Source organism: Pseudomonas sp. 50_B, assembly GCF_017491625.1.
Classification (GTDB): domain Bacteria; phylum Pseudomonadota; class Gammaproteobacteria; order Pseudomonadales; family Pseudomonadaceae; genus Aquipseudomonas; species Aquipseudomonas danubii.
Genome location: NZ_JAFGYX010000005.1, coordinates 327,214 through 349,513 on the forward strand (window position 1 = coordinate 327,214; position 22,300 = coordinate 349,513).

At 62.0% G+C, this 22,300-nt stretch carries 16 protein-coding genes; 6 read left to right on the forward strand and 10 right to left on the reverse strand.

What is annotated here, in order from left to right; all coding sequences use genetic code 11:
- The first annotated feature begins 15 nt into the window (after nt 1-15).
- Entirely contained in the window at nt 16-1,722 is a 1,707-nt protein-coding gene (gene nagE / locus J5M73_RS10020; protein ID WP_102861283.1) for an N-acetylglucosamine-specific PTS transporter subunit IIBC, read from the forward strand.
- A 123-nt stretch (nt 1,723-1,845) separates the two neighbouring features.
- Here the strand turns inward: nagE and J5M73_RS10025 are convergent, their stop codons facing one another.
- Nucleotides 1,846-2,157: a YqfO family protein gene (locus J5M73_RS10025; RefSeq protein WP_102861282.1), complete on the reverse strand. Its 312-nt coding sequence runs from the start codon at nt 2,155-2,157 to the stop codon at nt 1,846-1,848.
- 5 nt (nt 2,158-2,162) lie between these two features.
- Nucleotides 2,163-6,059 (reverse strand): phosphoribosylformylglycinamidine synthase, encoded by a 3,897-nt coding sequence (gene purL / locus J5M73_RS10030; RefSeq protein WP_102861281.1) that lies wholly within the window; start codon nt 6,057-6,059, stop codon nt 2,163-2,165.
- A 286-nt stretch (nt 6,060-6,345) separates the two neighbouring features.
- Between purL and mltF the strand changes: the two genes are divergently transcribed.
- Nucleotides 6,346-7,806, forward strand: coding sequence for a membrane-bound lytic murein transglycosylase MltF (gene mltF, locus J5M73_RS10035; protein ID WP_102861280.1), 1,461 nt, complete (start codon nt 6,346-6,348; stop codon nt 7,804-7,806).
- A 64-nt stretch (nt 7,807-7,870) separates the two neighbouring features.
- Here mltF and pdxJ read toward each other — a convergent pair whose 3' ends face one another.
- The 8 genes from pdxJ to lptF all read right to left on the reverse strand — a co-directional run bounded on the left by pdxJ (nt 7,871) and on the right by lptF (nt 16,358).
- A complete protein-coding gene (pdxJ, locus tag J5M73_RS10040) occupies nt 7,871-8,617 on the reverse strand; it encodes a pyridoxine 5'-phosphate synthase (protein WP_047301928.1) in 747 nt (248 codons plus the stop codon).
- A gap of 132 nt (nt 8,618-8,749) precedes the next feature.
- Nucleotides 8,750-9,439 (reverse strand): DNA repair protein RecO, encoded by a 690-nt coding sequence (gene recO / locus J5M73_RS10045; protein WP_102861279.1) that lies wholly within the window; start codon nt 9,437-9,439, stop codon nt 8,750-8,752.
- 118 nt (nt 9,440-9,557) lie between these two features.
- A complete protein-coding gene (gene era, locus J5M73_RS10050) occupies nt 9,558-10,460 on the reverse strand; it encodes a GTPase Era (protein WP_019094760.1) in 903 nt (300 codons plus the stop codon).
- A complete protein-coding gene (gene rnc, locus J5M73_RS10055; protein WP_102861278.1) occupies nt 10,453-11,142 on the reverse strand; it encodes a ribonuclease III in 690 nt (229 codons plus the stop codon). The genes era and rnc overlap by 8 nt, the downstream gene beginning before the upstream one ends.
- A gap of 216 nt (nt 11,143-11,358) precedes the next feature.
- Complete coding sequence (lepB, locus tag J5M73_RS10060; RefSeq protein ID WP_102861277.1) at nt 11,359-12,213, reverse strand: signal peptidase I; 855 nt, start codon at nt 12,211-12,213, stop codon at nt 11,359-11,361.
- A gap of 5 nt (nt 12,214-12,218) precedes the next feature.
- Entirely contained in the window at nt 12,219-14,018 is a 1,800-nt protein-coding gene (gene lepA / locus J5M73_RS10065; RefSeq protein WP_102861276.1) for a translation elongation factor 4, read from the reverse strand.
- Nucleotides 14,019-14,185: 167 nt separating this feature from the next.
- Nucleotides 14,186-15,247, reverse strand: coding sequence for an LPS export ABC transporter permease LptG (lptG, locus tag J5M73_RS10070; protein WP_102861275.1), 1,062 nt, complete (start codon nt 15,245-15,247; stop codon nt 14,186-14,188).
- Nucleotides 15,240-16,358, reverse strand: coding sequence for an LPS export ABC transporter permease LptF (gene lptF, locus J5M73_RS10075; RefSeq protein WP_102861274.1), 1,119 nt, complete (start codon nt 16,356-16,358; stop codon nt 15,240-15,242). The genes lptG and lptF overlap by 8 nt, the downstream gene beginning before the upstream one ends.
- Nucleotides 16,359-16,665: 307 nt before the next feature.
- On the opposite strand from lptF, the gene J5M73_RS10080 reads away from it, so the two are divergent.
- The 4 genes from J5M73_RS10080 to J5M73_RS10095 all read left to right on the forward strand — a co-directional run bounded on the left by J5M73_RS10080 (nt 16,666) and on the right by J5M73_RS10095 (nt 22,110).
- The gene (locus J5M73_RS10080) at nt 16,666-18,156 is read left to right on the forward strand and encodes a leucyl aminopeptidase (RefSeq protein ID WP_102861273.1); all 1,491 of its coding nucleotides are present in this window, start codon (nt 16,666-16,668) and stop codon (nt 18,154-18,156) included.
- Between the two features lie 60 nt (nt 18,157-18,216).
- Nucleotides 18,217-18,645, forward strand: coding sequence for a DNA polymerase III subunit chi (locus J5M73_RS10085; protein WP_102861272.1), 429 nt, complete (start codon nt 18,217-18,219; stop codon nt 18,643-18,645).
- A 7-nt stretch (nt 18,646-18,652) separates the two neighbouring features.
- Nucleotides 18,653-19,144, forward strand: a complete 492-nt coding sequence (locus tag J5M73_RS10090) for a DNA polymerase III subunit chi (protein ID WP_207815516.1) — start codon at nt 18,653-18,655, stop codon at nt 19,142-19,144.
- Between the two features lie 119 nt (nt 19,145-19,263).
- On the forward strand, nt 19,264-22,110 hold the full coding sequence (locus tag J5M73_RS10095) for a valine--tRNA ligase (RefSeq protein WP_102861270.1): 2,847 nt from the start codon (nt 19,264-19,266) through the stop codon (nt 22,108-22,110).
- Nucleotides 22,111-22,300: the final 190 nt, after the last annotated feature.

Below are 22,300 nucleotides of genomic sequence, written 5' to 3' on the forward strand. Positions count from 1 at the left end.
TCCAGGAGAGACGCCATGTACCAGTATTTCATCGAGGGCCTGCAACGCCTCGGCCGGGCGCTGATGCTACCCATTGCCATCCTGCCGATTGCCGGCCTGCTGCTGCGCCTGGGTGACACCGATCTGCTGAACATTCCCATCATCCACGATGCCGGACAGTCGATCTTCGGCAACCTGGCGCTGATCTTCGCCATCGGCATCGCCGTGGGCTTTGCCAAGGACAACAACGGCACCGCCGGACTCGCCGGGGCCATTGGCTACCTGGTGATGATATCGACCCTCAAGGTGCTGGACGCCAGCATCAACATGGGCATGCTCGCCGGGATCATCAGCGGGCTGATGGCCGGCGCGCTGTACAACCGCTTCAAGGACATCAAACTGCCGGAGTACCTGGCGTTCTTCGGCGGTCGGCGCTTCGTGCCCATCGCCACCGGCTTTACCGCCGTGGGCCTGGGGGTGGCGTTCGGTCTGATCTGGCCGCCAATCCAGCACGGCATCAACAGCTTTGGCCAGTTGCTGCTGGAAAGCGGCAGCTTCGGCGCCTTCGTCTTCGGTGTGTTCAATCGCCTGCTGATCATCACCGGCCTGCACCACATCCTCAACAACATGGCCTGGTTCATCTTTGGCAGTTTCACCGACCCGAGCACCGGCGCGGTGGTCACTGGCGACCTGACCCGCTATTTCGCCGGCGACCCCAAAGGCGGCCAGTTCATGACCGGGATGTTCCCGGTGATGCTGTTCGGCCTGCCCGCCGCCTGCCTGGCGATGTACCGCAACACCCGGCCGGAGCGGCGCAAGGTGATGGGCGGGATCTTCCTGTCCATGGCCCTGACCTCCTTTCTGACCGGGGTCACCGAGCCCATCGAATTCGCCTTCATGTTCCTCGCGCCCCTGTTGTACCTGGTGCATGCACTGCTGACGGGCCTGGCCATGGCCCTGACCAATCTGCTGAACATCCACCTGGGCTTCACCTTCTCCGGTGGCGCCATCGACATGGCCCTGGGCTGGGGCCGCTCCACCAATGGCTGGAAGGTGTTTCCGGTGGGGCTGCTGTATGCGGTGGTGTACTACCTGGTGTTCGACTTCTGCATCCGCCGCTTCAACCTGAAGACACCGGGACGCGAAGACAGCCCATCCGGCGAGAAATCCGAACTCAACGCCGATCAGCGTGCCGCGGCCTACATCAAGGCCCTGGGCGGCGCGAGCAACCTGATCACTGTCGGCGCTTGCACCACGCGCCTGCGCCTGGAACTGGCGGATCGCAGCCTGGCTGTGGACGCCGAACTGAAAACCTTGGGCGCCATGGCTGTGGTACGCCCCGGCAAGGGCGGCAGCTTGCAGGTGGTGGTGGGACCGATGGCCGACAGTATCGCCGACCAGATTCGTCTAGCGCTGCCGGTGGCAGCCCCGGTCGCGGCGCCAGCGGCACCAGTCGAGGCGTCCCAATCGATCGAAGTCTCCAACCAGGAAGCCCAGCAGTGGCTCAACGCCTTGGGTGGTCGGGAAAATCTGTTGCAGATGGATTGCGTGGCCCTGACCCGTTTGCGGGTGCAACTCAGTGACAGCCGCAGTCTGTCGGAGTCGGCGCTCAATGCCCTGGGCTGCCAGGGTACGCGGCGCCTGGAGGGGGATGTCTGGCACGTGCTGATTGGCGAGAAGGCTGGGGGATTGCAGGCCGCTCTGCAAACGCTGCTGCACAAGAAGGTGGAGGCGAGCGTCTGAAGCCGCCTTCGCCGGCAAGCCGGCACCTACACCGTTCCTATAGGTGCCGGCTTGCCTGAAAAGGCCCACAAAAAAGCCCGCTGACCGTCTCCGGTGCAGCGGGCTTCTTATCGGTGGATAACCTCAGAACGCTTCCAGACGCCAGACTTCATAGGCCGGCGTCTCGTAGGGATGGCTCTGCTTGAGGGCCGCCACTGCATCAGCAATCAGTTCATCGGCCACCACCAGCTCGACTTTCCATTCCTCCACTCGCTCCACCTGACCGGTCTGCCCGAGAAACGGCTGGCTGCCGTCCAGCGGGCGAAACTGGCCCTGGCCGAGCACCTGCCAGGCGCACTGGTCATAGGCGCCGATACGTCCGCCACCGGCGGCAAATACGGCGCTCTTGACCTGCTCCACATGGCTGGGAGGCACGAAGAAACTGAGCTTGTACATCAGTCTCAGTTCACCCAGGCGCGAGCGTTGCGGAACATGCGCATCCACGCCGCGTCTTCGTTCCAGTCATCCGGACGCCAGGAGTTCTGCACGGCACGGAACACCCGCTCAGGGTGCGGCATCATGATGGTGACGCGACCGTCGCGGCTGGTGAGGCCGGTGATCCCGCGCGGCGAGCCGTTCGGGTTGGCCGGGTAACGCTCGGTGACCTTGCCATGGTTGTCGACGAAGCGCAGGGCCACGCAACCGGACAGATCGGCTTCCAGCAGCGCCTCTTCGCTTTCGAACTCCGCATGACCTTCACCGTGGGCGATGGCAATCGGCATCCGCGAACCGGCCATGCCCTGCAGGAAGATCGAGTTCGACTCCTGGACCTGGACCATGGCCACCCGGGCTTCGAACTGCTCGGAGCGGTTGCGCACGAAGTGCGGCCAGAACTCGCTGCCCGGGATCAGCTCGTGCAGGTTGGACATCATCTGGCAACCGTTGCACACACCCAGGGTGAAGCTGTCGGTACGTTCGAAGAAGCCTTGGAAGGCATCCCGCGCGCGGCTGTTGAACAGCGCCGACTTGGCCCAGCCTTCACCGGCACCCAGTACGTCGCCGTAGGAGAAGCCGCCGCAGGCAACCATGCCCTTGAAGTCGTTTAGGTCGACACGACCGGCGAGGATGTCGCTCATGTGCACGTCGATGGCATTGAAGCCGGCGCGGTCGAAAGCCGCAGCCATTTCCACCTGGCCGTTGACGCCCTGCTCACGCAGCACCGCCACCTGGGGACGCACGCCTTTCTTGATGTACGGCGCGGCGATGTCCTGGTTGACGTCGAAGCCCAGCTTGACGCTCAGGCCCGGGTTGTCTTCTTCCAGCAGGACATCGAATTCCTGCTCGGCGCACTCGGCATTGTCCCGCAGGCGCTGGATCTGGTAGCTGGTTTCTGCCCACTGACGCTGCAGCAGACGACGCTGGCCGGTGAATACGCTTTCGCCGTTGTAGGAGATGCTCACTTCACCGTTGTTGATCGGCTGGCCGATCACGGCCACGCAGTCGCCCAGGCCGGCGGCGCTGAACTGGGCCAGCACGTCAGGAGTGGCGTCCTGACGCACCTGGATCACCGCACCCAGCTCTTCGTTGAACAGGATGGCGGCGATTTCCGCAGCGTTTTCCGCGACAGCATCGAGGCTCAGGTTCAGGCCGCAGTGACCGGCGAAGGCCATTTCCACGGCAGTGACCAGCAGACCGCCATCGGAACGGTCGTGGTAGGCCAGCAGGTGACCGTCGGCGTTGAGGCCCTGGATCACCGCAAAGAAGGCTTTCAGGTCTTCGGCGTCATCGACGTCCGGCGCTTGCTTGCCGAGCTTGCCGTGGGTCTGGGCCAGGATCGAGGCGCCCATGCGGTTCTGACCGCGACCGAGGTCGATCAGGATCAGGTCGGTGGTGCCCTTGTCCATGCGCAGTTGCGGGGTCAGGGTCTGACGAATGTCCGCCACAGGCGCGAAGCCGGTCACGATCAGCGACAGCGGCGAGGTGACGCTCTTGTCCACGCCTTCTTCGTTCCAGCGGGTGGCCATGGACATCGAGTCCTTGCCCACCGGGATGGTGATGCCCAGCTCTGGGCACAGCTCCATGCCCACCGCCTTGACGGTGTCGTACAGACGCGCGTCTTCACCCGGGTGGCCGGCAGCCGACATCCAGTTGGCGGAGAGCTTGATGTCGCTGATCTTGTTGATCCGCGACGCCGCGATGTTGGTCAGGGTTTCGCCGATCGCCATGCGGCCGGACGCCGGGGCATCCAGCAGGGCCAGCGGCGTGCGCTCGCCCATGGCCATGGCTTCACCGGTGTAGACGTCGAAGCTGGTGGCGGTCACGGCCACGTCGGCCACCGGCACCTGCCATGGGCCGACCATCTGGTCACGGGCCACGAGGCCGGTGATGGTGCGGTCGCCGATGGTGATCAGGAAGCTCTTGCTGGCCACGGCCGGGTGGTGCAGAACGCGCTCGATGCTCTCGGCGATATCCAGGCTGCTTGGATCGAAATCATCACCCAACTCGGTTTCCCGAACCGCCGAACGGTGCATGCGCGGGGCCTTGCCCAGCAGCACTTCCAGCGGCATGTCCACCGGGCTGTTACCGAAGTGGCTGTCGGTCACGGTCAGCTGTGGCTCGGCAGTGGCTTCGCCGACCACCGCGAATGGGCAACGCTCGCGCTCGCAGATGGCCTTGAAGCGCTCGAAGTCTGCTGCGCCCACCGCCAGGACATAACGCTCCTGGGATTCGTTGGACCAGATTTCGTGCGGCGCCATGCCCGGCTCGTCGTTGGGGATGTTGCGCAGTTCGAAGCGACCGCCACGGCCGCCGTCGTTGACCAGTTCCGGGAAGGCGTTGGACAGGCCGCCGGCACCCACGTCGTGGATGAAGCTGATGGGGTTGTTGTCCCCCAGTTGCCAGCAACGGTCGATGACTTCCTGGCAACGGCGTTCCATTTCCGGGTTTTCACGTTGTACCGAAGCAAAATCCAGGTCCGCCGAGCTGGTGCCGGTGGCCATGGAGGATGCCGCGCCGCCGCCCAGACCGATGAGCATGGCCGGACCGCCGAGGACGATCAGCTTGGAGCCGACGGTGATCTCGCCTTTCTGCACGTGTTCGTCACGGATATTGCCCATGCCGCCTGCCAGCATGATCGGCTTGTGGTAACCACGAACTTCATCGCCACGAGGCGTGGTAATGGATTGCTCGAAGGTACGGAAATAACCGGTCAGGGCCGGACGGCCGAATTCGTTGTTGAACGCAGCGCCGCCCAGCGGGCCTTCGATCATGATGTCGAGGGCGGTGACGATGCGCTCTGGCTTGCCATAAGGCACTTCCCACGGCTGCTCGAAGCCCGGGATCTGCAGGTTGGACACGGTAAAACCGGTGAGGCCGGCTTTCGGCTTGGCGCCGCGACCGGTAGCGCCTTCGTCACGGATTTCGCCGCCGGAACCGGTGGAGGCGCCAGGGAATGGAGCAATGGCAGTCGGGTGGTTGTGGGTCTCGACCTTCATCAGGATGTGCACCGGCTCCTGCACCGCACCGTATTGGCGGGTATCAGGGTTCGGGTAGAAACGCCCGGCAACGGAACCGACGATGACCGCCGCGTTGTCCTTATAAGCAGAAAGCACACCTTCGCTGTGCATCTGGTAGGTGTTCTTGATCATGCCGAACAGGCTTTTTTCCTGGCTCTGGCCGTCGATGTCCCAACTGGCGTTGAAAATCTTGTGGCGACAGTGCTCGGAGTTGGCCTGGGCGAACATCATCAGTTCGATGTCGTGGGGATTACGCTTGAGGCCCTGGAAGGCGTTCATCAGGTAATCGATTTCGTCTTCGGCCAGGGCCAGGCCCAGTTCGCTGTTGGCTTTTTCCAACGCGGCGCGACCACCGCCGAGAATGTCGATGGCCGTCAGCGGCTTGGGTTCGGCGTGGCTGAACAAGCCGGCAGCCTGCTCCAGGTTACCCACGACGATCTGAGTCATGCGATCGTGCAGCGCTTCGGCGATCAACTGCGCGTCAGCGTCGCTGAACTCACCGGCGACGTAGAAAGCGATACCACGCTCCAGGCGCTGGATCTTCGCCAGGCCACAGTTACGGGCGATGTCGCTGGCCTTGCTCGACCAGGGCGAGATGGTGCCGAAACGCGGCAAGACCAGGAACAGACGGCCGGTCGGCTCTTGTACCGGAACACTTGGGCCGTACTTCAGAAGGCGCGCAAGCACCTGCTGTTCGTCGCCGGTCAGGACGCCGGTGACTTCGGCGAAGTGAGCGAATTCAGCATACAAGCCACTGACAGCCGGAACCTTCTGGCTCAGTTGCTCAAGGAGTTTGCTGTGGCGAAAGGCAGAAAGGGCAGGAGCGCCGCGCAGGATCAACATCTTCGGGACAGCCTCGGGAAGGGGGTGTGCTTTGAGGCCGTGCATTCTAACGTAAACCGTTGGCATCGGCACTCGAAACGCAAACCGTGGTGCCCCCGGACGTCGGCCCAGACCCGACGGCCTATAACAAAGGCTCATCAAGGTCATTGCCGTAGGTTATTTTAATCGTCACATAGACGGCCGAAGCCCCATTCTTGAGGCCTCCAGCCCAGGCCACCCGGCGCTAGCAGACAAGCCCTTCGCTGTCGAGATATGGCGGCCGTTATCCTTTGCGTATACTGCGCCAATGTTTTCCCCTATGGCTTTACGTCCGCGCTGCGCCAAGTGGCTCATCGTAACCGGACTCTTCCTGATGCTCGGCGCCTGTGTTGAGAAACCCAGCACCCTTGAGCGCGTAAAGGAGGATGGCGTGCTGCGGGTGATCACCCGTAACAGCCCCGCCACCTACTTTCAGGACCGCAACGGCGAAACCGGCTTCGAGTACGAGCTGGTGAAGCGCTTCGCCGATGATCTGGGGGTGGAGCTGAAGATCGAGACCGCCGACAACCTCGACGATCTGTTCAACCAGCTGGGTCAACCCAAGGGCCCGGTGCTGGCCGCCGCCGGCCTGGTCGGCAGCGAAAAGCGCAAGCAGCAAGTCCGGTTTTCCCATCCGTATCTGGAAGTCACCCCGCAAGTCATCTATCGCAATGGCCAGTCCCGGCCCACCAGCGCACAGAACCTGGTGGGCAAGCGCATCATGGTGCTCAAGGGCAGCAGTCACGCAGAGCAACTGGCGGAGCTCAAGCTCAAGTACCCCGGGATCGAATACGAAGAGTCCGACGCCGTGGAAGTCGTGGACCTGCTGCGCATGGTGGACGAGGGACAGATCGACCTGACCCTGGTGGACTCCAACGAACTGGCGATGAACCAGGTGTACTTCCCCAAGGTGCGGGTGGCCTTCGACCTCGGGGACGCCCGCAGCCAGAGCTGGGCCGTGGCCGCCGGTGACGACAATAGCCTGCTCAACGAAATCAACAGCTTCCTCGACAAGGTCGAGAAGAACGGCACCCTGCAACGCCTCAAGGACCGCTATTACGGTCACGTGGACGTGCTCGGTTATGTCGGCGCCTACACCTTCGCCCAGCACCTGCAGCAGCGCCTGCCCAAGTACGAGAAGCACTTCAAGGCCTCGGCCAAACAGGAAAAGGTGGACTGGCGACTCCTGGCGGCCGTGGGTTACCAGGAATCCATGTGGCAGGCCGAGGTCACCTCCAAGACTGGCGTGCGCGGACTGATGATGCTGACCCAGAACACTGCCCAGGCCATGGGCGTGTCCAACCGCCTGGACCCCAAGCAGAGCATCAGCGGCGGCGCCAAGTACCTGGCCTACATCAAGGAACAACTGGACGACAAGATCGAGGAGCCGGACCGTACCTGGTTCGCTCTCGCCGCCTACAACGTCGGCACCGGCCACCTGGACGACGCCCGCAAGCTGGCAGAACGGGAAGGCCTGAACCCGAACAAGTGGCTGGATGTGAAGAAGATGCTGCCGCGGCTGTCGCAGAAGCAGTGGTATAGCAAGACCCGCTACGGCTATGCCCGAGGCGGCGAGCCGGTGCATTTCGTGGCCAACATCCGGCGCTACTACGACATCCTGACCTGGGTGACCCAGCCGCAGTTGGAAGGCGATCAGGTCGCCGAGGGCAACCTGCACGTCCCCGGGGTCAACAAGACCAAGCCGACGGAAGACAATCCGCCGCTCTGAAAACCTTCGCTGGCAAGCCGGCTCCTACAGAGGTTGCAGGAATCAGCTTGCCGGCGAAGAACAATCAGGCCTTGGCTGCAGCCGCCAGGATCAGCGCTTTCATCTCGGCTACCGCTCCCTTGAAACCGACGAACAGGGCATGAGCCACCAGGGCATGGCCGATGTTCAACTCATTGATGCCCTTGATCGCCGCCACCGCTTCAACGTTGTGGTAATGCAGGCCATGGCCAGCATTGACGATCAGCCCCTGGGCCAAGCCCACGGCAACCCCGTCGACGATACGCTGCAGCTCATCGGCCACTTCACTCGGCGTCTGGGCATCGGCATAGCGACCCGTGTGCAACTCGATGGCCGGTGCGCCAACGCGCTTGGAGGCCTCGATCTGACGCTCGTCAGCGTCGATAAACAGGGACACTTCGGCACCGATTTTCGACAAGCGTTCCACCGCCGCCTTGATCCGCGCTTCCTGCCCGGCCACGTCAAGTCCTCCTTCAGTGGTCAGCTCCTGGCGGGTTTCCGGCACCAGGCAGATATGCGCCGGGCGGATGCGCTCGGCAAAAGCCATCATTTCTTCGGTGACGCCCATCTCGAAATTCATGCGGGTCTGCAGTACGTCCTTGAGCAGCAGCACATCGCGCTCCTGGATATGCCGACGGTCTTCGCGCAGGTGCACGGTGATGCCGTCGGCGCCCGCTTCTTCAGCGTCCAGCGCGGCCTTGACCGGGTCCGGGTAACGAGTGCCGCGGGCCTGACGCAGGGTGGCAACGTGATCGATGTTCACGCCGAGAAGAATGCGATTGCTGGTGGTCACGAATGCGCTCCTGAGTAAATGAAGATTCGGCGCACAGCATACGGGGAGAACAGGGTCTGTTGCCATTTGCGCGAACGCACAATGGCGGCGCCAGATGGACTACCGATGCCGACGGTCAGACAACAGCCAGGCTCAAGGCTTGCGAAACAGCTCGCGACTGACCAGGGGCCGGCCGCCCAGGTGCACGGCCAGGGCCTGGCGCATCAGGCGCTTGGCTGCCGACAACGCGCCAGGAGCGCTCCAGTCGGCCTCGGCCATGGCCAGCAGCTCGGTGCCATTGAACAGGCCCGGTTGCAGCAGGAACACCTGCTCCAGTCCGGCATCCACCTGCAGGCGATACAGCCCATCGGCAGCGATGGGCGCGCCGTGGATGTCGCTGTCCAGGGCGAAGCCGTAGCCCAGATCGTCCAGCAGGCGCCACTCAAAGGCCCGCAGCAGGGGCTCCAGGGGCCGGCCTTCGGCCAGGGCCAGCAAGGTGGCGGCGTAGTGGTCGAATACCGCCGGATGGGGATCTTCCGCCGGTAGCAGGCGGATCAGCAGTTCATTCAGATACAGACCACTGAACAGCGCTTCGCCATTGAGCCAGGATGCGATGCCGGCACTTTCCATGCGCCCGACGTTCTTCAGCTCGCCGCGGCCGCGAAACTCGACTTCCAGAGGAACGAAGGGTCGCGCCAGGGTACCGGCCTTGCCCCGTGCGTTGCGCAGGACAGCACGCAGGCGACCTTGGGGGGTAAGGAAATCCACCAATGCACTGCTTTCGCGGTAGGCGCGGCTGTGCAGGACGTAGGCAAGTTGGCCGACTGGAGCGGTGCTGGACATGGTTGCGAGGGATCTCAGGGGCAGAGAGGGAACCGGGTCCGAAAGAAGTGTTGGAACTGTTCGCCGGCCAGCCGGCTCCTACAGGGCGCTGCAGGAGCCGGCTGGCCGGCGAAGGGCGTCAGAGGTCGCCGTAGCCCAGGGAGCGCAAGGCGCGCTCGTCGTCGGACCAGCCGCCCTTGACCTTGACCCAGAGGTTGAGCATGACCTTGGAGTCGAACAGCAGCTCCATGTCCTTGCGCGCTTCCATGCCGATGCGTTTGATCCGCTCACCCTTGTCGCCAATGATGATTTTCTTCTGTCCGTCGCGCTCGACGAGAATCAAGGCATGAATATGCAGGGTCTTGCCCTGCTGCTTGAACTCTTCGATTTCCACGGTGATCTGGTACGGCAGCTCGGCACCCAGCTGGCGCATGATCTTCTCGCGCACCAGCTCGGCCGCCAGGAAGCGGGAACTGCGGTCGGTGATCTGGTCTTCCGGGAAGAAGTGGTCGTTCTCCGGCAGATGCTTGGCAATCAGGCCTTCCAGGGCTTCGAGGTTATGCCCCTGCTGCGCGGAAACCGGCACGATCTCGGCGTTCGGCAGTTGCTCCTGCAGCCAGGTCAGGTGCGGCATCAGCTCGGCCTTGTCCTCGATGCGGTCGGTCTTGTTGATCGCCAGGATCACCGGCCCCTGCACGTACTGCACGCGCTCAAGGACCAATTGGTCCTCGTCGGTCCACTTGGTGCGGTCGACTACGAAGATCACCACGTCCACGTCTTTCAAGGCCGCCGAAGCGGTCTTGTTCATGTAGCGGTTCAGCGCCTTCTCGTTGCTCTTGTGCATGCCGGGGGTGTCGACGTAGATCGCCTGGATGGCGCCTTCGGTCTTGATGCCGAGCATGTTGTGACGAGTGGTCTGGGGCTTGCGCGAGGTGATCGCCAGCTTCTGGCCGAGGATGTGGTTGAGCAGCGTCGACTTGCCCACATTGGGGCGGCCGACGATGGCGACATAGCCACAGCGTGTTGCGGTTGAATCAGTCATGGCCATTCTCCACGCCCAGGGCAATCAGTGCTGCGGCGGCCGCTACCTGTTCGGCAATACGACGGCTCACACCCTGACCTCGGCTTTTTTCATTCAATAAGGTGACTTCACATTCAACGAAGAATGTCCGGCAGTGCGGTTCGCCCTGGATATCCACCACTTCGTAGCGTGGCAGTTCACAGGCGCGAGACTGGAGGAACTCCTGCAGCCGGGTCTTGGGGTCCTTGTTGGTGTCCACCAGGGTCAGGCTCTCGAACTCCGAGGCCAGCCAGGACAACACGCGGTCACGGGCGGTTTCCATGCCGGCGTCCAGGTAGATCGCACCAATCAGGGCTTCCAGGGCATCGGCCAGGATCGACTCACGACGGAAACCGCCGCTCTTCAATTCGCCGGAGCCCAGGCGCAGGTATTCGCCCAGGTCGAAACCACGGGCCAGTACTGCCAGTGTTTCACCTTTCACCAAGCGTGCGCGCAAACGCGACAGCTGGCCTTCGCGGGCCTGGGGGAAGCGTTCGAACAACGCCTCGCCGGCCACGAAGTTGAGGATGGCATCACCGAGGAATTCCAGGCGTTCATTGTTGCGCCCGGCAAAGCTGCGATGGGTGAGGGCCAGAAGCATCAGTTCCTGGTCCTTGAAGGTATAACCGAGCTGACGCTCGAGACGGCTCAAAGAAACGCTCACGGTTTACCCACGCTGATTTCGTTGCCGAAACTCACCATCCTAGGGGCCGCGCACGAGGTGCGGGTGGCAATTAACGCTGTGTTCAAATCCACATCCTGAATATCGTTGACTGCATGCTTCTGGTCACAAAGCTGTTACGCGATGCCCGAGGGCAAGGGCGTTTTATACAAGAGCCAGAAAAGCATTCGGCGCTGTGTTCAACAGCGCCGTGTGTGATTACTTGATCAGGCCAACCCGCGAGAAGTTCGGCAGGTGGCTGAGTTTCGGTTCGGGCCAGCTCATCCAGACTGCGAAGGCCTTGCCGACGATATTCTTGTCGGGAACCATGCCCAGCAGATCCTTGGGAATACTTGGATCGTCCCAGTAGCGACTGTCGTTGGAGTTGTCGCGGTTGTCGCCCATCATGAAGTAGTGCCCGGCGGGAACCACCCAGCGCCCGTCCGGAGCGGGCCGATAGCGACTCATTTCCTTGCGGATCAAGTGCTCGGCGGCACCGAGTTTTTCCTTGTACAGCTCAGCGCTGCCCAGGGTGCCGGGTTCAGCCCCGACCAACTGCTCCGCCACCGGCTGACCATTGACGAACAAGCGTTTGTCGCTGGTGTAGCGCACTTCATCGCCCGGCAGGCCGACCACACGCTTGATGTAGTTGACGTTCGGGTCGCTTGGGTAGCGGAACACCATCACATCGCCGCGCTGCGGATCACCGACTTCGATGACTTTCTTGTCGATCACCGGCAAGCGAATCCCGTAAGAAAACTTGTTCACCAGGATGAAGTCGCCCACATCCAGGGTCGGCTTCATCGAGCCCGAGGGAATCTGGAACGGTTCCACCAGGAACGAACGCAGCACCAGGACGATGAACAGCACCGGAAAGAACGACTTGCCGTACTCAACCAGCAGCGGTTCCTTGCTCAGCTTTTCGACCACCAGCCCATCCGGCTGGCTGACGCTGCCCTGATAGTTGGCGATGGCCGAGCGCCGACGCGGTGCCAGAAACACCAGGTCGAGCAACGCCAAGAGACCGCAGACAAAGACAGCGATGACCAGCAACAGCGGGAAATTTAGTGACATAGGACCTAACTATCCAACCTGAGCACGGCAAGGAAGGCTTCTTGTGGAATTTCCACGTTGCCCACTTGCTTCATGCGTTTCTTACCGGCCTTCTGCTTTTCCAACAGCTTGCGCTTACGGCTGACGTCGCCACCGTAGCATTTGGCCAGTACGTTCTTTCTGAGCGCCTTGACGGTTGTCCGCGCCACAATCTGCCCGCCAATGGCGGCCTGGATTGCCACGTCAAACATCTGCCGAGGAATCAGTTCCTTCATCTTCTCGGTCAACGCACGCCCTTTGTAGTGGGCGTTGTCACGGTGGACGATCAACGCCAGGGCGTCGACTTTCTCACCGTTGATCAATACATCCAGCTTGACCAGATTAGCCGACTGGTAGCGATCGAAATGGTAATCCAGCGAAGCATAGCCGCGGCTGGTGGATTTCAGGCGGTCAAAGAAGTCCAGTACCACTTCGTTCATCGGCAGATCGTAGGTCACCTGGACCTGGCTACCAAGGAACAGCATGTCGTGCTGCACGCCACGCTTCTCGATGCACAGGGTTATGACGTTGCCCAGGTGCTCTTGCGGCACAAGAATATTGGCCCGCACGATCGGCTCGCGCATGTCTTCAATCGCCGACAGATCCGGAAGTTTGGACGGGTTGTCGACATAGATCGTTTCACCGTTCTTCAACTGCAGCTCGAAGATCACCGTCGGCGCCGTGGTGATCAGGTCCAGGTCGTATTCGCGCTCCAGGCGCTCCTGGATGATCTCCATGTGCAGCATGCCGAGGAACCCGCAACGGAAGCCGAAGCCCAGGGCGTCGGAGCTTTCCGGGGTGTACTGCAGCGACGAGTCGTTGAGGGTGAGTTTCTGCAAGGCTTCGCGGAAATCCTCGAAGTCGTCGGAGCTGACCGGGAACAGGCCGGCATAGACCTGCGGCTGAATGCGCTTGAAGCCTGGCAGTACTTCCACGTCCGGGGTCGAACTCAAGGTCAGGGTGTCACCCACCGGTGCCCCGTGAATGTCCTTGATGCCGGCGATGATGAAGCCCACTTCACCGGCCTTGAGGTCAGTGGTGGCGGTGTGTTTCGGGTTGAAGACGCCGACGCTGTCCACCAGGTGGATCTTGCCGGTGGATTTCACCAGGATCTTGTCGCCCTTCTTCACCCGGCCGTGACGCACACGCACCAGGGACACAACGCCCAGGTAGTTGTCGAACCAGGAGTCAATGATCAGTGCTTGCAGTGGGTCTTCGATATTGCCGGTAGGAGCCGGGATAGTGGCGACCAGGCGCTCAAGCACCTCGTCCACGCCCAGGCCGGTCTTGGCGCTGCAAGTCACGGCATCGGTGGCATCGATACCGATGATCTTCTCGATCTCTTCCTTGACCCGCTCCGGATCGGCCTGTGGCAGGTCGATCTTGTTCAGCACCGGCATGACTTCCAGGCCTTGCTCAATGGCGGTGTAGCAGTTGGCTACCGACTGGGCCTCAACACCCTGACCGGCGTCCACCACCAGCAGAGCACCTTCACAGGCCGCCAGGGAGCGACTGACTTCATAAGTGAAGTCCACGTGGCCCGGGGTATCGATGAAGTTCAGCTGGTAGGTGATGCCATCTTTGGCTTTGTAATAGAGGGTGACGCTGTGGGCCTTGATGGTGATCCCGCGCTCACGTTCAAGGTCCATGGAGTCCAGAACCTGGGCTTCCATTTCGCGATCGGCCAGGCCGCCGCACATCTGGATAAAACGATCGGCCAGAGTCGACTTGCCATGGTCAATGTGGGCGATGATGGAGAAATTGCGGATATGACTCAAATCACTCACGGATGAACACTCAAAAAGGCTGCAGGCAGGGCCCGCCGAAAAATAGCCGGGAATTGTACCTGATACTCGGCACGAGCGTCACGCTCGCCTATCAGCGTTTGTCAAATGCAAAAACGCCCCGATCAAGGACCGGGGCGTTGCGCTAATCGCCTGGTAGAGCCAATGAATCAGCCGGCTCGGCGCAATAGCCAGAAACCGGCAATGGCACAGATACCCGCCGGCACCAGCACCGCGAACAGCGGCGAGAAGCCGAACACCAGGCTCGAAGGGCCCAGCAGGTCCTGGGCGATACGGAAGGTGAAGCCCACCAATACGCCGGTGAATACCCGCTGCCCCAGGGTCACCGAACGCAGCGGTCCGAAAATGAAGGAAATCGCCATCAGCACCAGGGCCGCCGTCACCAACGGCTGCAGCACCTTGACCCAGAACGCCAGCCAGTAGCGGCCGTTGTTCAAACCCTGGTCGGCCAGATAGTGGATATAGCCCCACAGACCGCTGATGGACAGGGACTCCGGCGCCATGACCACGGTGCTCAGCAGTTGCGGACTCAGGGCCACATCCCAACGTTCATCAGGCACGCTGATGACCTCGGTGTGACCGTCACGGAAATAGGTGGTGGTGACATCAGTCAACTGCCAGTAGTTCTCGTGGAACCGTGCCTGACGGGCAAAACTCGACGACAACATGTGGTGACTGTCATCGAAGTGATAGCGAGTCACGCCATACAGCAGGCCATTGGGCTGCACTGCGTTGATATGGATGAACTCCTCGCCCTGGCGGTGCCACAGACCGCGCTTGGAGCTCTGGGCATCACCGGAACCCTGGGCCAGGGCGCGACTGGCCTGGGCCTGGGTCTCAGTGGCCGGCGCGACGTACTCGCCCACCAGCACGCCCACCAGCATCAGCACCAGCATCGGCTTCATCACCGCCCAGACGATACGACCGACAGAAACGCCGGCAGCACGCATGATGGTCAGCTCGCTGTTGCTGGCCAGGGAGCCAAGACCGATCAGGCAGCCGATCAGGCCGGCCATCGGCAACATTTCATAGACCCGGCGCGGAGCAGTGAGCGCCACGTAGCTCATCACATCCATCACGGTGTAGGTATCGCTGACACTGCCCATCTCATCGATGAAGGCAAACAGCGAAGCCAGCCCGAGGATGATCCCCAGGACCGCGAGAATAGCCATGAACACACTGCTACCGATGTAGCGATCGAGCTTAACCACGAGCCATCTCCTTCATGCTGCGACGACTCGCCATCTTCAAACGCAACGGTTCCCAGTACATCAAACCCAGACCAATCGCCAGGAACATCAGGTGAACCCACCACAGCCCCAGGGCTGGCGAGATCTTGCCTTTCTCCATGGCGCCACGTACCGCGATCAGGATAGTCAGGTACGCCATATACAGCAGGATGGCCGGGATCAGCTTGAGGAAGCGGCCCTGGCGTGGGTTGACCCGAGACAACGGCACCGCCATCAAGGTCACGATAAACACCAGCAATGGCAGGGACAGGCGCCATTGCAGCTCGGCACGGGCCCGCAGGTCATCCTTGCCGATCAAGTCAGCAGTGGGCATGGCATCGCGATCGGTGACTTCGTCGCTGACATCAGGCCGCTCCAGCAGCACGCCGTAGGTGTCGTACTTGATCACCCGGTAGTTGGCCTCACCTGGATTGCCGTCATAGCGATAGCCGTTTTCCAGGATCAGGTAGCGATTGCCATCGGGACGAATGTCCTGGTGCCCCTTCTCGGCCACCAGCACCGAAATGCCCTGGTCCTTTTTCTCCCGGCTCAGGCGTTTTTCGGAGATGAACACTCCGGAAAGATTGGTGCGATCCTCGGATAGCTGCTCGGTATAGGTCACCCGAGTGCCATCATTGAGCGCCTGGAAGCGCCCGGCCACCAGGGTGTCGAACTCGGTCAGTGCATCCTGTTTGTTCAACAGCAACTGGAACTGATTGGCCCCCTGCGGCGCCAGACTCAGGCTCAACCAGGCCACCAGCAGGGCCACAAGGGCCGCCGGGATCATGGTCATGCCCAGCAAACGCTGCTGACTCATGCCGGTAGCCGACAACACGGTCATCTCACTTTCGAGATAGAGCCGGCCGTAAGCCAGGAGAATGCCCAGGAACAGCCCCAATGGCAGGATCAGTTGCAAAAAGCCCGGCAGACGAAAGCCCATGATCAGGAACAGCGAGCCCGGGTCCAGGGCGCCCGAGGCGGCTTGTGCGAGGAACTTGACGAAGCGTCCGCTCATGATGATGACCAGCAGCACCGCACTCACGGCACTCAGGGTCAACAGGACTTCGCGGGATAGATAACGAAAGACGATCAAACCAGACACTCCAGGGTTGTCAGGCTAAGGCGGCCGAACAAGCAAACGTATCGAGCCGGCCCCAGAGACAGGGCCGCCGAAAAAAAGATGGCGCATTATCCTGTGATTGCGCGCGCCTGTCACGGAGGATGCTCACCCGACGCTCTAAAGCAGCGAACTTGGCCAAGACGAGGGTTGTCAGCCGCAACGGGCGAGGTTCAAACTGGCGGCTTTGTCGTCGGCAGCACGCGACGCCTTCTTCTATATAGACAAGCCCCGCGCCGGAGTCTTTCCTGCGCTCTTTGACCATTCATTCAGGGACCCAGACATGGAACTGGTTGTAAAAAGCGCTAGCCCGGAAACGTTGAAGACCGCCACCCTGGTGGTCGCCGTCGGCGAAGGCCGCAAACTCGGCAACGTGGCCAAGCAACTCGACGAACTCAGCGGCGGCGCCATCAGCGCCGTACTCAAGCGCGGCGATCTGGCCGGCAAGGTCGGCCAGAGCCTGCTGCTGCACGGCGTGGCCAAGCTGAAGGCGGAACGCCTGCTGCTGGTGGGCGTCGGCAAGGATGAGGAACTGGGCGACCGCCCGTTCCGCAAGATCATCAGCGGTGTACTTGCCACCCTCAAGGGCCTGGGCGGCAGCGATGCCGTGCTGGCTCTGGACGAAGTCGTGGTCAAAGGCCGCGACAGCTATGGCAAGACCCGTCTGCTGGCCGAAACCCTGGTGGACGGCGGTTACGTATTCGATCGCTACAAGAGCCAGAAAGCCGAACCCCGCGCCCTGAAGAAAATCACCCTGCTGACCATCAAGGCCGCCCAGGCTGAAGTCGAGCGCGGCGTGACCCACGCCCAAGCCATCGCCAAAGGCATGGCTTTTACCCGCGACCTGGGCAACCTGCCGCCGAACGTTTGCCACCCGACGTTTCTGGGTGAACAGGCCAAGGCCCTGGGCAAGGAGTTCAAGGGCCTGAAAGTCGAAGTCCTTGATGAGAAGAAGATCAAGGAACTGGGCATGGGCTCGTTCTATGCCGTAGGCCAGGGCAGCGACCAGCCGCCGCGCCTGATCGTCATGCAATACAACGGCGGCAAAAAATCCGAGAAACCGTTTGCCCTGGTGGGCAAGGGCATCACCTTCGACACCGGCGGCATCAGCCTCAAGCCGGGCGCCGGCATGGACGAAATGAAATACGACATGGGCGGCGCCGCCAGCGTGTTCGGCACCCTGCGCGCCGTGCTCGAACTGCAACTGCCGATCAACCTGGTATGCATCCTGGCCTGCGCCGAGAACATGCCCAGCGGCGGCGCTGCACGGCCTGGCGATATCGTCACCACCATGAGCGGCCAGACCGTGGAAATCCTCAATACCGACGCCGAAGGCCGTCTGGTGCTGTGCGACGCCCTGACCTACGCCGAACGCTTCAAGCCCCAGGCCGTGATCGACATCGCCACCCTGACCGGTGCTTGCGTGGTCGCCCTGGGCGCCCACACGTCCGGCCTGCTGGGCAACAACGACGAGTTGATCGGCCAACTGCTCAGCGCCGGCCAGCAAGCCGACGACCGCGCCTGGCAACTGCCGCTGTTCGATGAGTACCAGGAACAACTGGACAGCCCGTTCGCCGATATCGCCAACATTGGCGGGCCGAAGGCCGGGACCATCACTGCCGCGTGCTTCCTCTCGCGCTTCACCAAGAACCTGAACTGGGCGCACCTGGATATCGCCGGCACCGCCTGGACCAGCGGCGGCAAGGACAAGGGCGCCACCGGCCGCCCCGTCCCCCTGCTGACCCAATACCTGCTGGACCGCGCCAAAGCCTGAAAACCATGACCGCGGAGGGTGTCGCTTGAAGGCGGCGCCCTTTCCGGCTCAGGAATCCCAATGACCAAAGTCGACTTCTACATTCTTCCCAGCGCGGACCCTGCGGCGCGCCTGGATTTTGCCTGCAAGCTCACCGACAAGGCCTGGCGCATGGGCCATCGCATCTACCTGCATTGCAGCGACGCACAACAACGGGACGAACTCGATGCCCGCCTGTGGCGCTTCAAGGGCGAAGCCTTCGTTCCCCACGGCCCGGCAGAAAGCGAAGCCGACGGCCTGATCGTGCTGGGCTTGGGCCAGGACCCTGGCGAACACAACGACCTGCTGGTGAACCTGGACCTGAAAGTACCGGCCTTTGCACCGCGCTTTGCCCGAATTGCCGAAGTAGTGGTGGAAGACCCGACTATTCGTCAGGCGGCCCGCGAGAGTTTCCGTTTCTATCGCGAACAGGGCTATCCTCTGCAAGATCACCGTTTACAGCGACTCTGAGCACCCGATGGACACTCCCAACCCGCTGCAAAAACCTGCGCATCTGCTGGACGACCTCGAGTCGATCCGTCAACTGCTCGGCGATGACAATCTGCAACCGCCACTGCTGACCGAAACCGTGAGCGGCGAAGTGCAAATCCCCCTGCTGTTCGACATGGTCGGCAGCCAGCAACCTGACGAAACCGAAGCTGCACCCGCAGCGCAAGCCAAACCGCAAGCTGCACCGGCACCGGCACCAATTCAAGTGACGGCACCAGCCCCTGCTCCAGCTCCAGCTCCAGCTCCAGCTCCAGCGACCGCTCCCGCAGCCAAACCTGCCCCTGCCAGCAACAGCGCCGATGCCCTGCTGCACCTGGATACCGAACTGCGCGCCGCTGCCCAGCTGATCATGCAAGACGTGATCGACGATTTCGCCCCGCACATCGAAACCGAAATCAAGCGCCGCCTCGACGCCCGCCTGGAACGCCTGCTCGCAGCAGCCACCAGCGGCAAACCATAAGCCACACGCAAAAGTCGGGCATGGCCATCTTGTCGCTTGCCGCTTGTGGCTTGCTGCTGCCGCCCTCCGCTATACTTCCCGGCTTTTCCTGAATAAATGCCAATAGGGTCCCGCCGCGCATGGATAAGACCTACCAGCCGCACGCCATTGAAACTTCCTGGTACCAGACCTGGGAGTCCGAGAACTACTTCGCCCCGCAAGGCGCGGGCGACTCCTACACCATCATGATCCCGCCGCCGAACGTCACCGGCAGCCTGCACATGGGCCACGGCTTCAACAACGCGATCATGGACGCCCTGATCCGCTTCCGCCGCATGCAGGGTCGCAACACCCTGTGGCAGCCTGGTACCGACCACGCCGGTATCGCCACGCAGATGCTGGTGGAGCGTCAGATCGAAGCCCAGGGCCAGAATCGCCACGATCTGGGCCGGGAAAAATTCCTCGAGAAAGTCTGGGAGTGGAAGGATCAGTCCGGGGGCAACATCAGCCGCCAGATCCGCCGCCTGGGCTCCTCCGTGGACTGGAGCCGCGAGCGCTTCACCATGGACGACGGCCTGTCGGAAGCGGTGAAGGAAGCCTTCGTGCGCCTGCACGAAGATGGTCTGATCTACCGCGGCAAGCGCCTGGTGAACTGGGACACCAAGCTGCACACGGCGATTTCCGATCTGGAAGTGGAAAACCACGACGAGAAAGGCTTCCTGTGGAACCTGAAATACCCACTGGCCGACGGCGCCAAGACCGCTGAAGGCAACGACTACCTGATCGTCGCCACCACTCGTCCGGAAACCATGCTCGGCGACTCCGCCGTTGCGGTGAACCCTGAAGACGAGCGTTACAAGGCGCTGATCGGCAAGTTCGTCGAACTGCCACTGGTCGGCCGGCGCATCCCGATCATTGCCGATGACTACTGCGACCCTGAATTCGGCACCGGCTGCGTGAAAATCACCCCGGCCCACGATTTCAACGACTACGAAGTCGGCAAGCGCCACAACCTGCCGCTGCTCAACATCTTCGACAAGAACGCCGCCGTGCTGCCGGCCTGCCAGGTGTTCAATCTGGACGGCAGCCTCAACGAAACCGTCGACGGCAAGATCCCGGCCGAGTACGTGGGCCTGGATCGTTTCGAAGCGCGCAAACAGATCGTGGCCGCCTTCGACGCCGCCGGCCTGCTGGTCAGCGTCGACGACCACGCCCTGAAAGTGCCGAAGGGCGACCGCTCCGGCACCGTCATCGAGCCGTGGCTCACCGACCAGTGGTATGTCTCCACCAAGCCGCTGGCGGAACCTGCCATCGCTGCTGTGGAAGACGGCCGCATCGCCTTCGTGCCCAAGCAGTACGAGAACATGTACTTCTCCTGGATGCGCGACATCCAGGACTGGTGCATCAGCCGCCAGCTGTGGTGGGGCCACCGGATTCCGGCCTGGTACGACGAATCGGGCAAGGTCTATGTCGGCCGCGATGAAGCCGAAGTGCGAGCCAAGCACAACCTCGGTCCGGACGTTGCCCTGCAGCAGGACAACGACGTGCTCGACACCTGGTTCAGCTCGGGCCTGTGGACCTTCTCCACCCTGGGCTGGCCGGAACAGACCGACTTCCTCAAGACCTTCCACCCGACCGACGTGCTGGTCACCGGCTTCGACATCATTTTCTTCTGGGTCGCCCGGATGATCATGCTCACCATGCACCTGGTGAAGAACGAAGACGGCACGCCGCAGGTTCCGTTCAAGACCGTGTACGTGCACGGCCTGGTCCGCGACGGCCAGGGCCAGAAGATGTCCAAGTCCAAGGGCAACGTCCTCGACCCGCTGGACATCATCGACGGTATCGACCTCGAAACCCTGGTGCAGAAGCGCACCACCGGCCTGATGCAGCCGAAACTGCAGAAAGCCATCGAGAAGCAGACCCGCGCCGAATTCGCCGACGGTATCGCCAGCTACGGCACCGATGCCCTGCGCTTCACCTTCTGCTCCCTGGCCACCACCGGCCGCGACATCAAGTTCGACATGGGTCGCGTCGAGGGTTACCGCAACTTCTGCAACAAGATCTGGAACGCCGCGCGCTACGTGCTGGATAAGGGCGAGGACTGCGGTCAGAACGGCGAGGCCTATGAGCTGTCCCTGGCGGACCGCTGGATCATCTCGCAACTGCAGCGCACCGAAGCCGAAGTCACCCGTCAGCTCGACCAGTTCCGTTTCGACCTGGCCGCCCAGGCCTTGTACGAGTTCATCTGGAACCAGTACTGCGACTGGTACCTGGAGCTGTCCAAGCCGGTGCTGTGGGACGAGAACGCGCCGGTTGAACGCCAGCGCGGCACCCGTCGCACCCTGGTGCGGGTACTGGAAGTGGCCCTGCGCCTGGCCCATCCGTTCATGCCGTTCATCACCGAAGAAATCTGGCAGCGCCTGGCGCCGCTGGCCGGTAGCACCGGCAAGACCATCATGCTGCAACCTTGGCCGGTGGCTAACGAAGCCCGCATCGACCAGGCCGCCGAAGACGACATCGAATGGCTCAAGGGCCTGATGCTCGGCACTCGCAACATTCGCGCGGAAATGAACATTGGTCCGGGCAAGCCCCTGGCCCTGTTCCTGAAGAACGTCAGCACCGAAGACCAGCGTCGCCTGACCGAGAACGAAGCCTTGCTGAAGAAGCTGGCCCGACTCGAATCCATCACTGTGCTGGGTGCCGGCGACGAAGCGCCGCTGTCCGCCACCGCCCTGGTGGGCGAGATGGAAGTGCTGGTGCCCATGGCCGGCCTGATCGACAAAGGTGCGGAACTGGCCCGTCTGGACAAGGAAATCCAACGCCTGCAAGGCGAAGTGCAGCGAGTGGGTGGCAAGCTGTCCAACGCCTCCTTCGTCGACAAGGCTCCGGCCGAAGTGATCGAGAAGGAACGCGCCAAACTGGCCGAAGCCGAACAGGCTCTGGGCAAGCTGGCAGAGCAGCACGCACGGATCTCCAGCCTGTAACGGCGATTCGCGCGATGTGAAAGAGGGAGGCCCATACAGGCCTCCCTTTTTTATGCGCGCAGTCCTAGCTAGCCAGAAGGCACGCTTGCATCACTTGTCGCTCGCCGCTTGAAACTTACCGTTGCTCCTGTGTGACAATGCCCGCCACTTTGAACCAGCCCCGAATCGATCCCCCATGACCGCCCCCAAC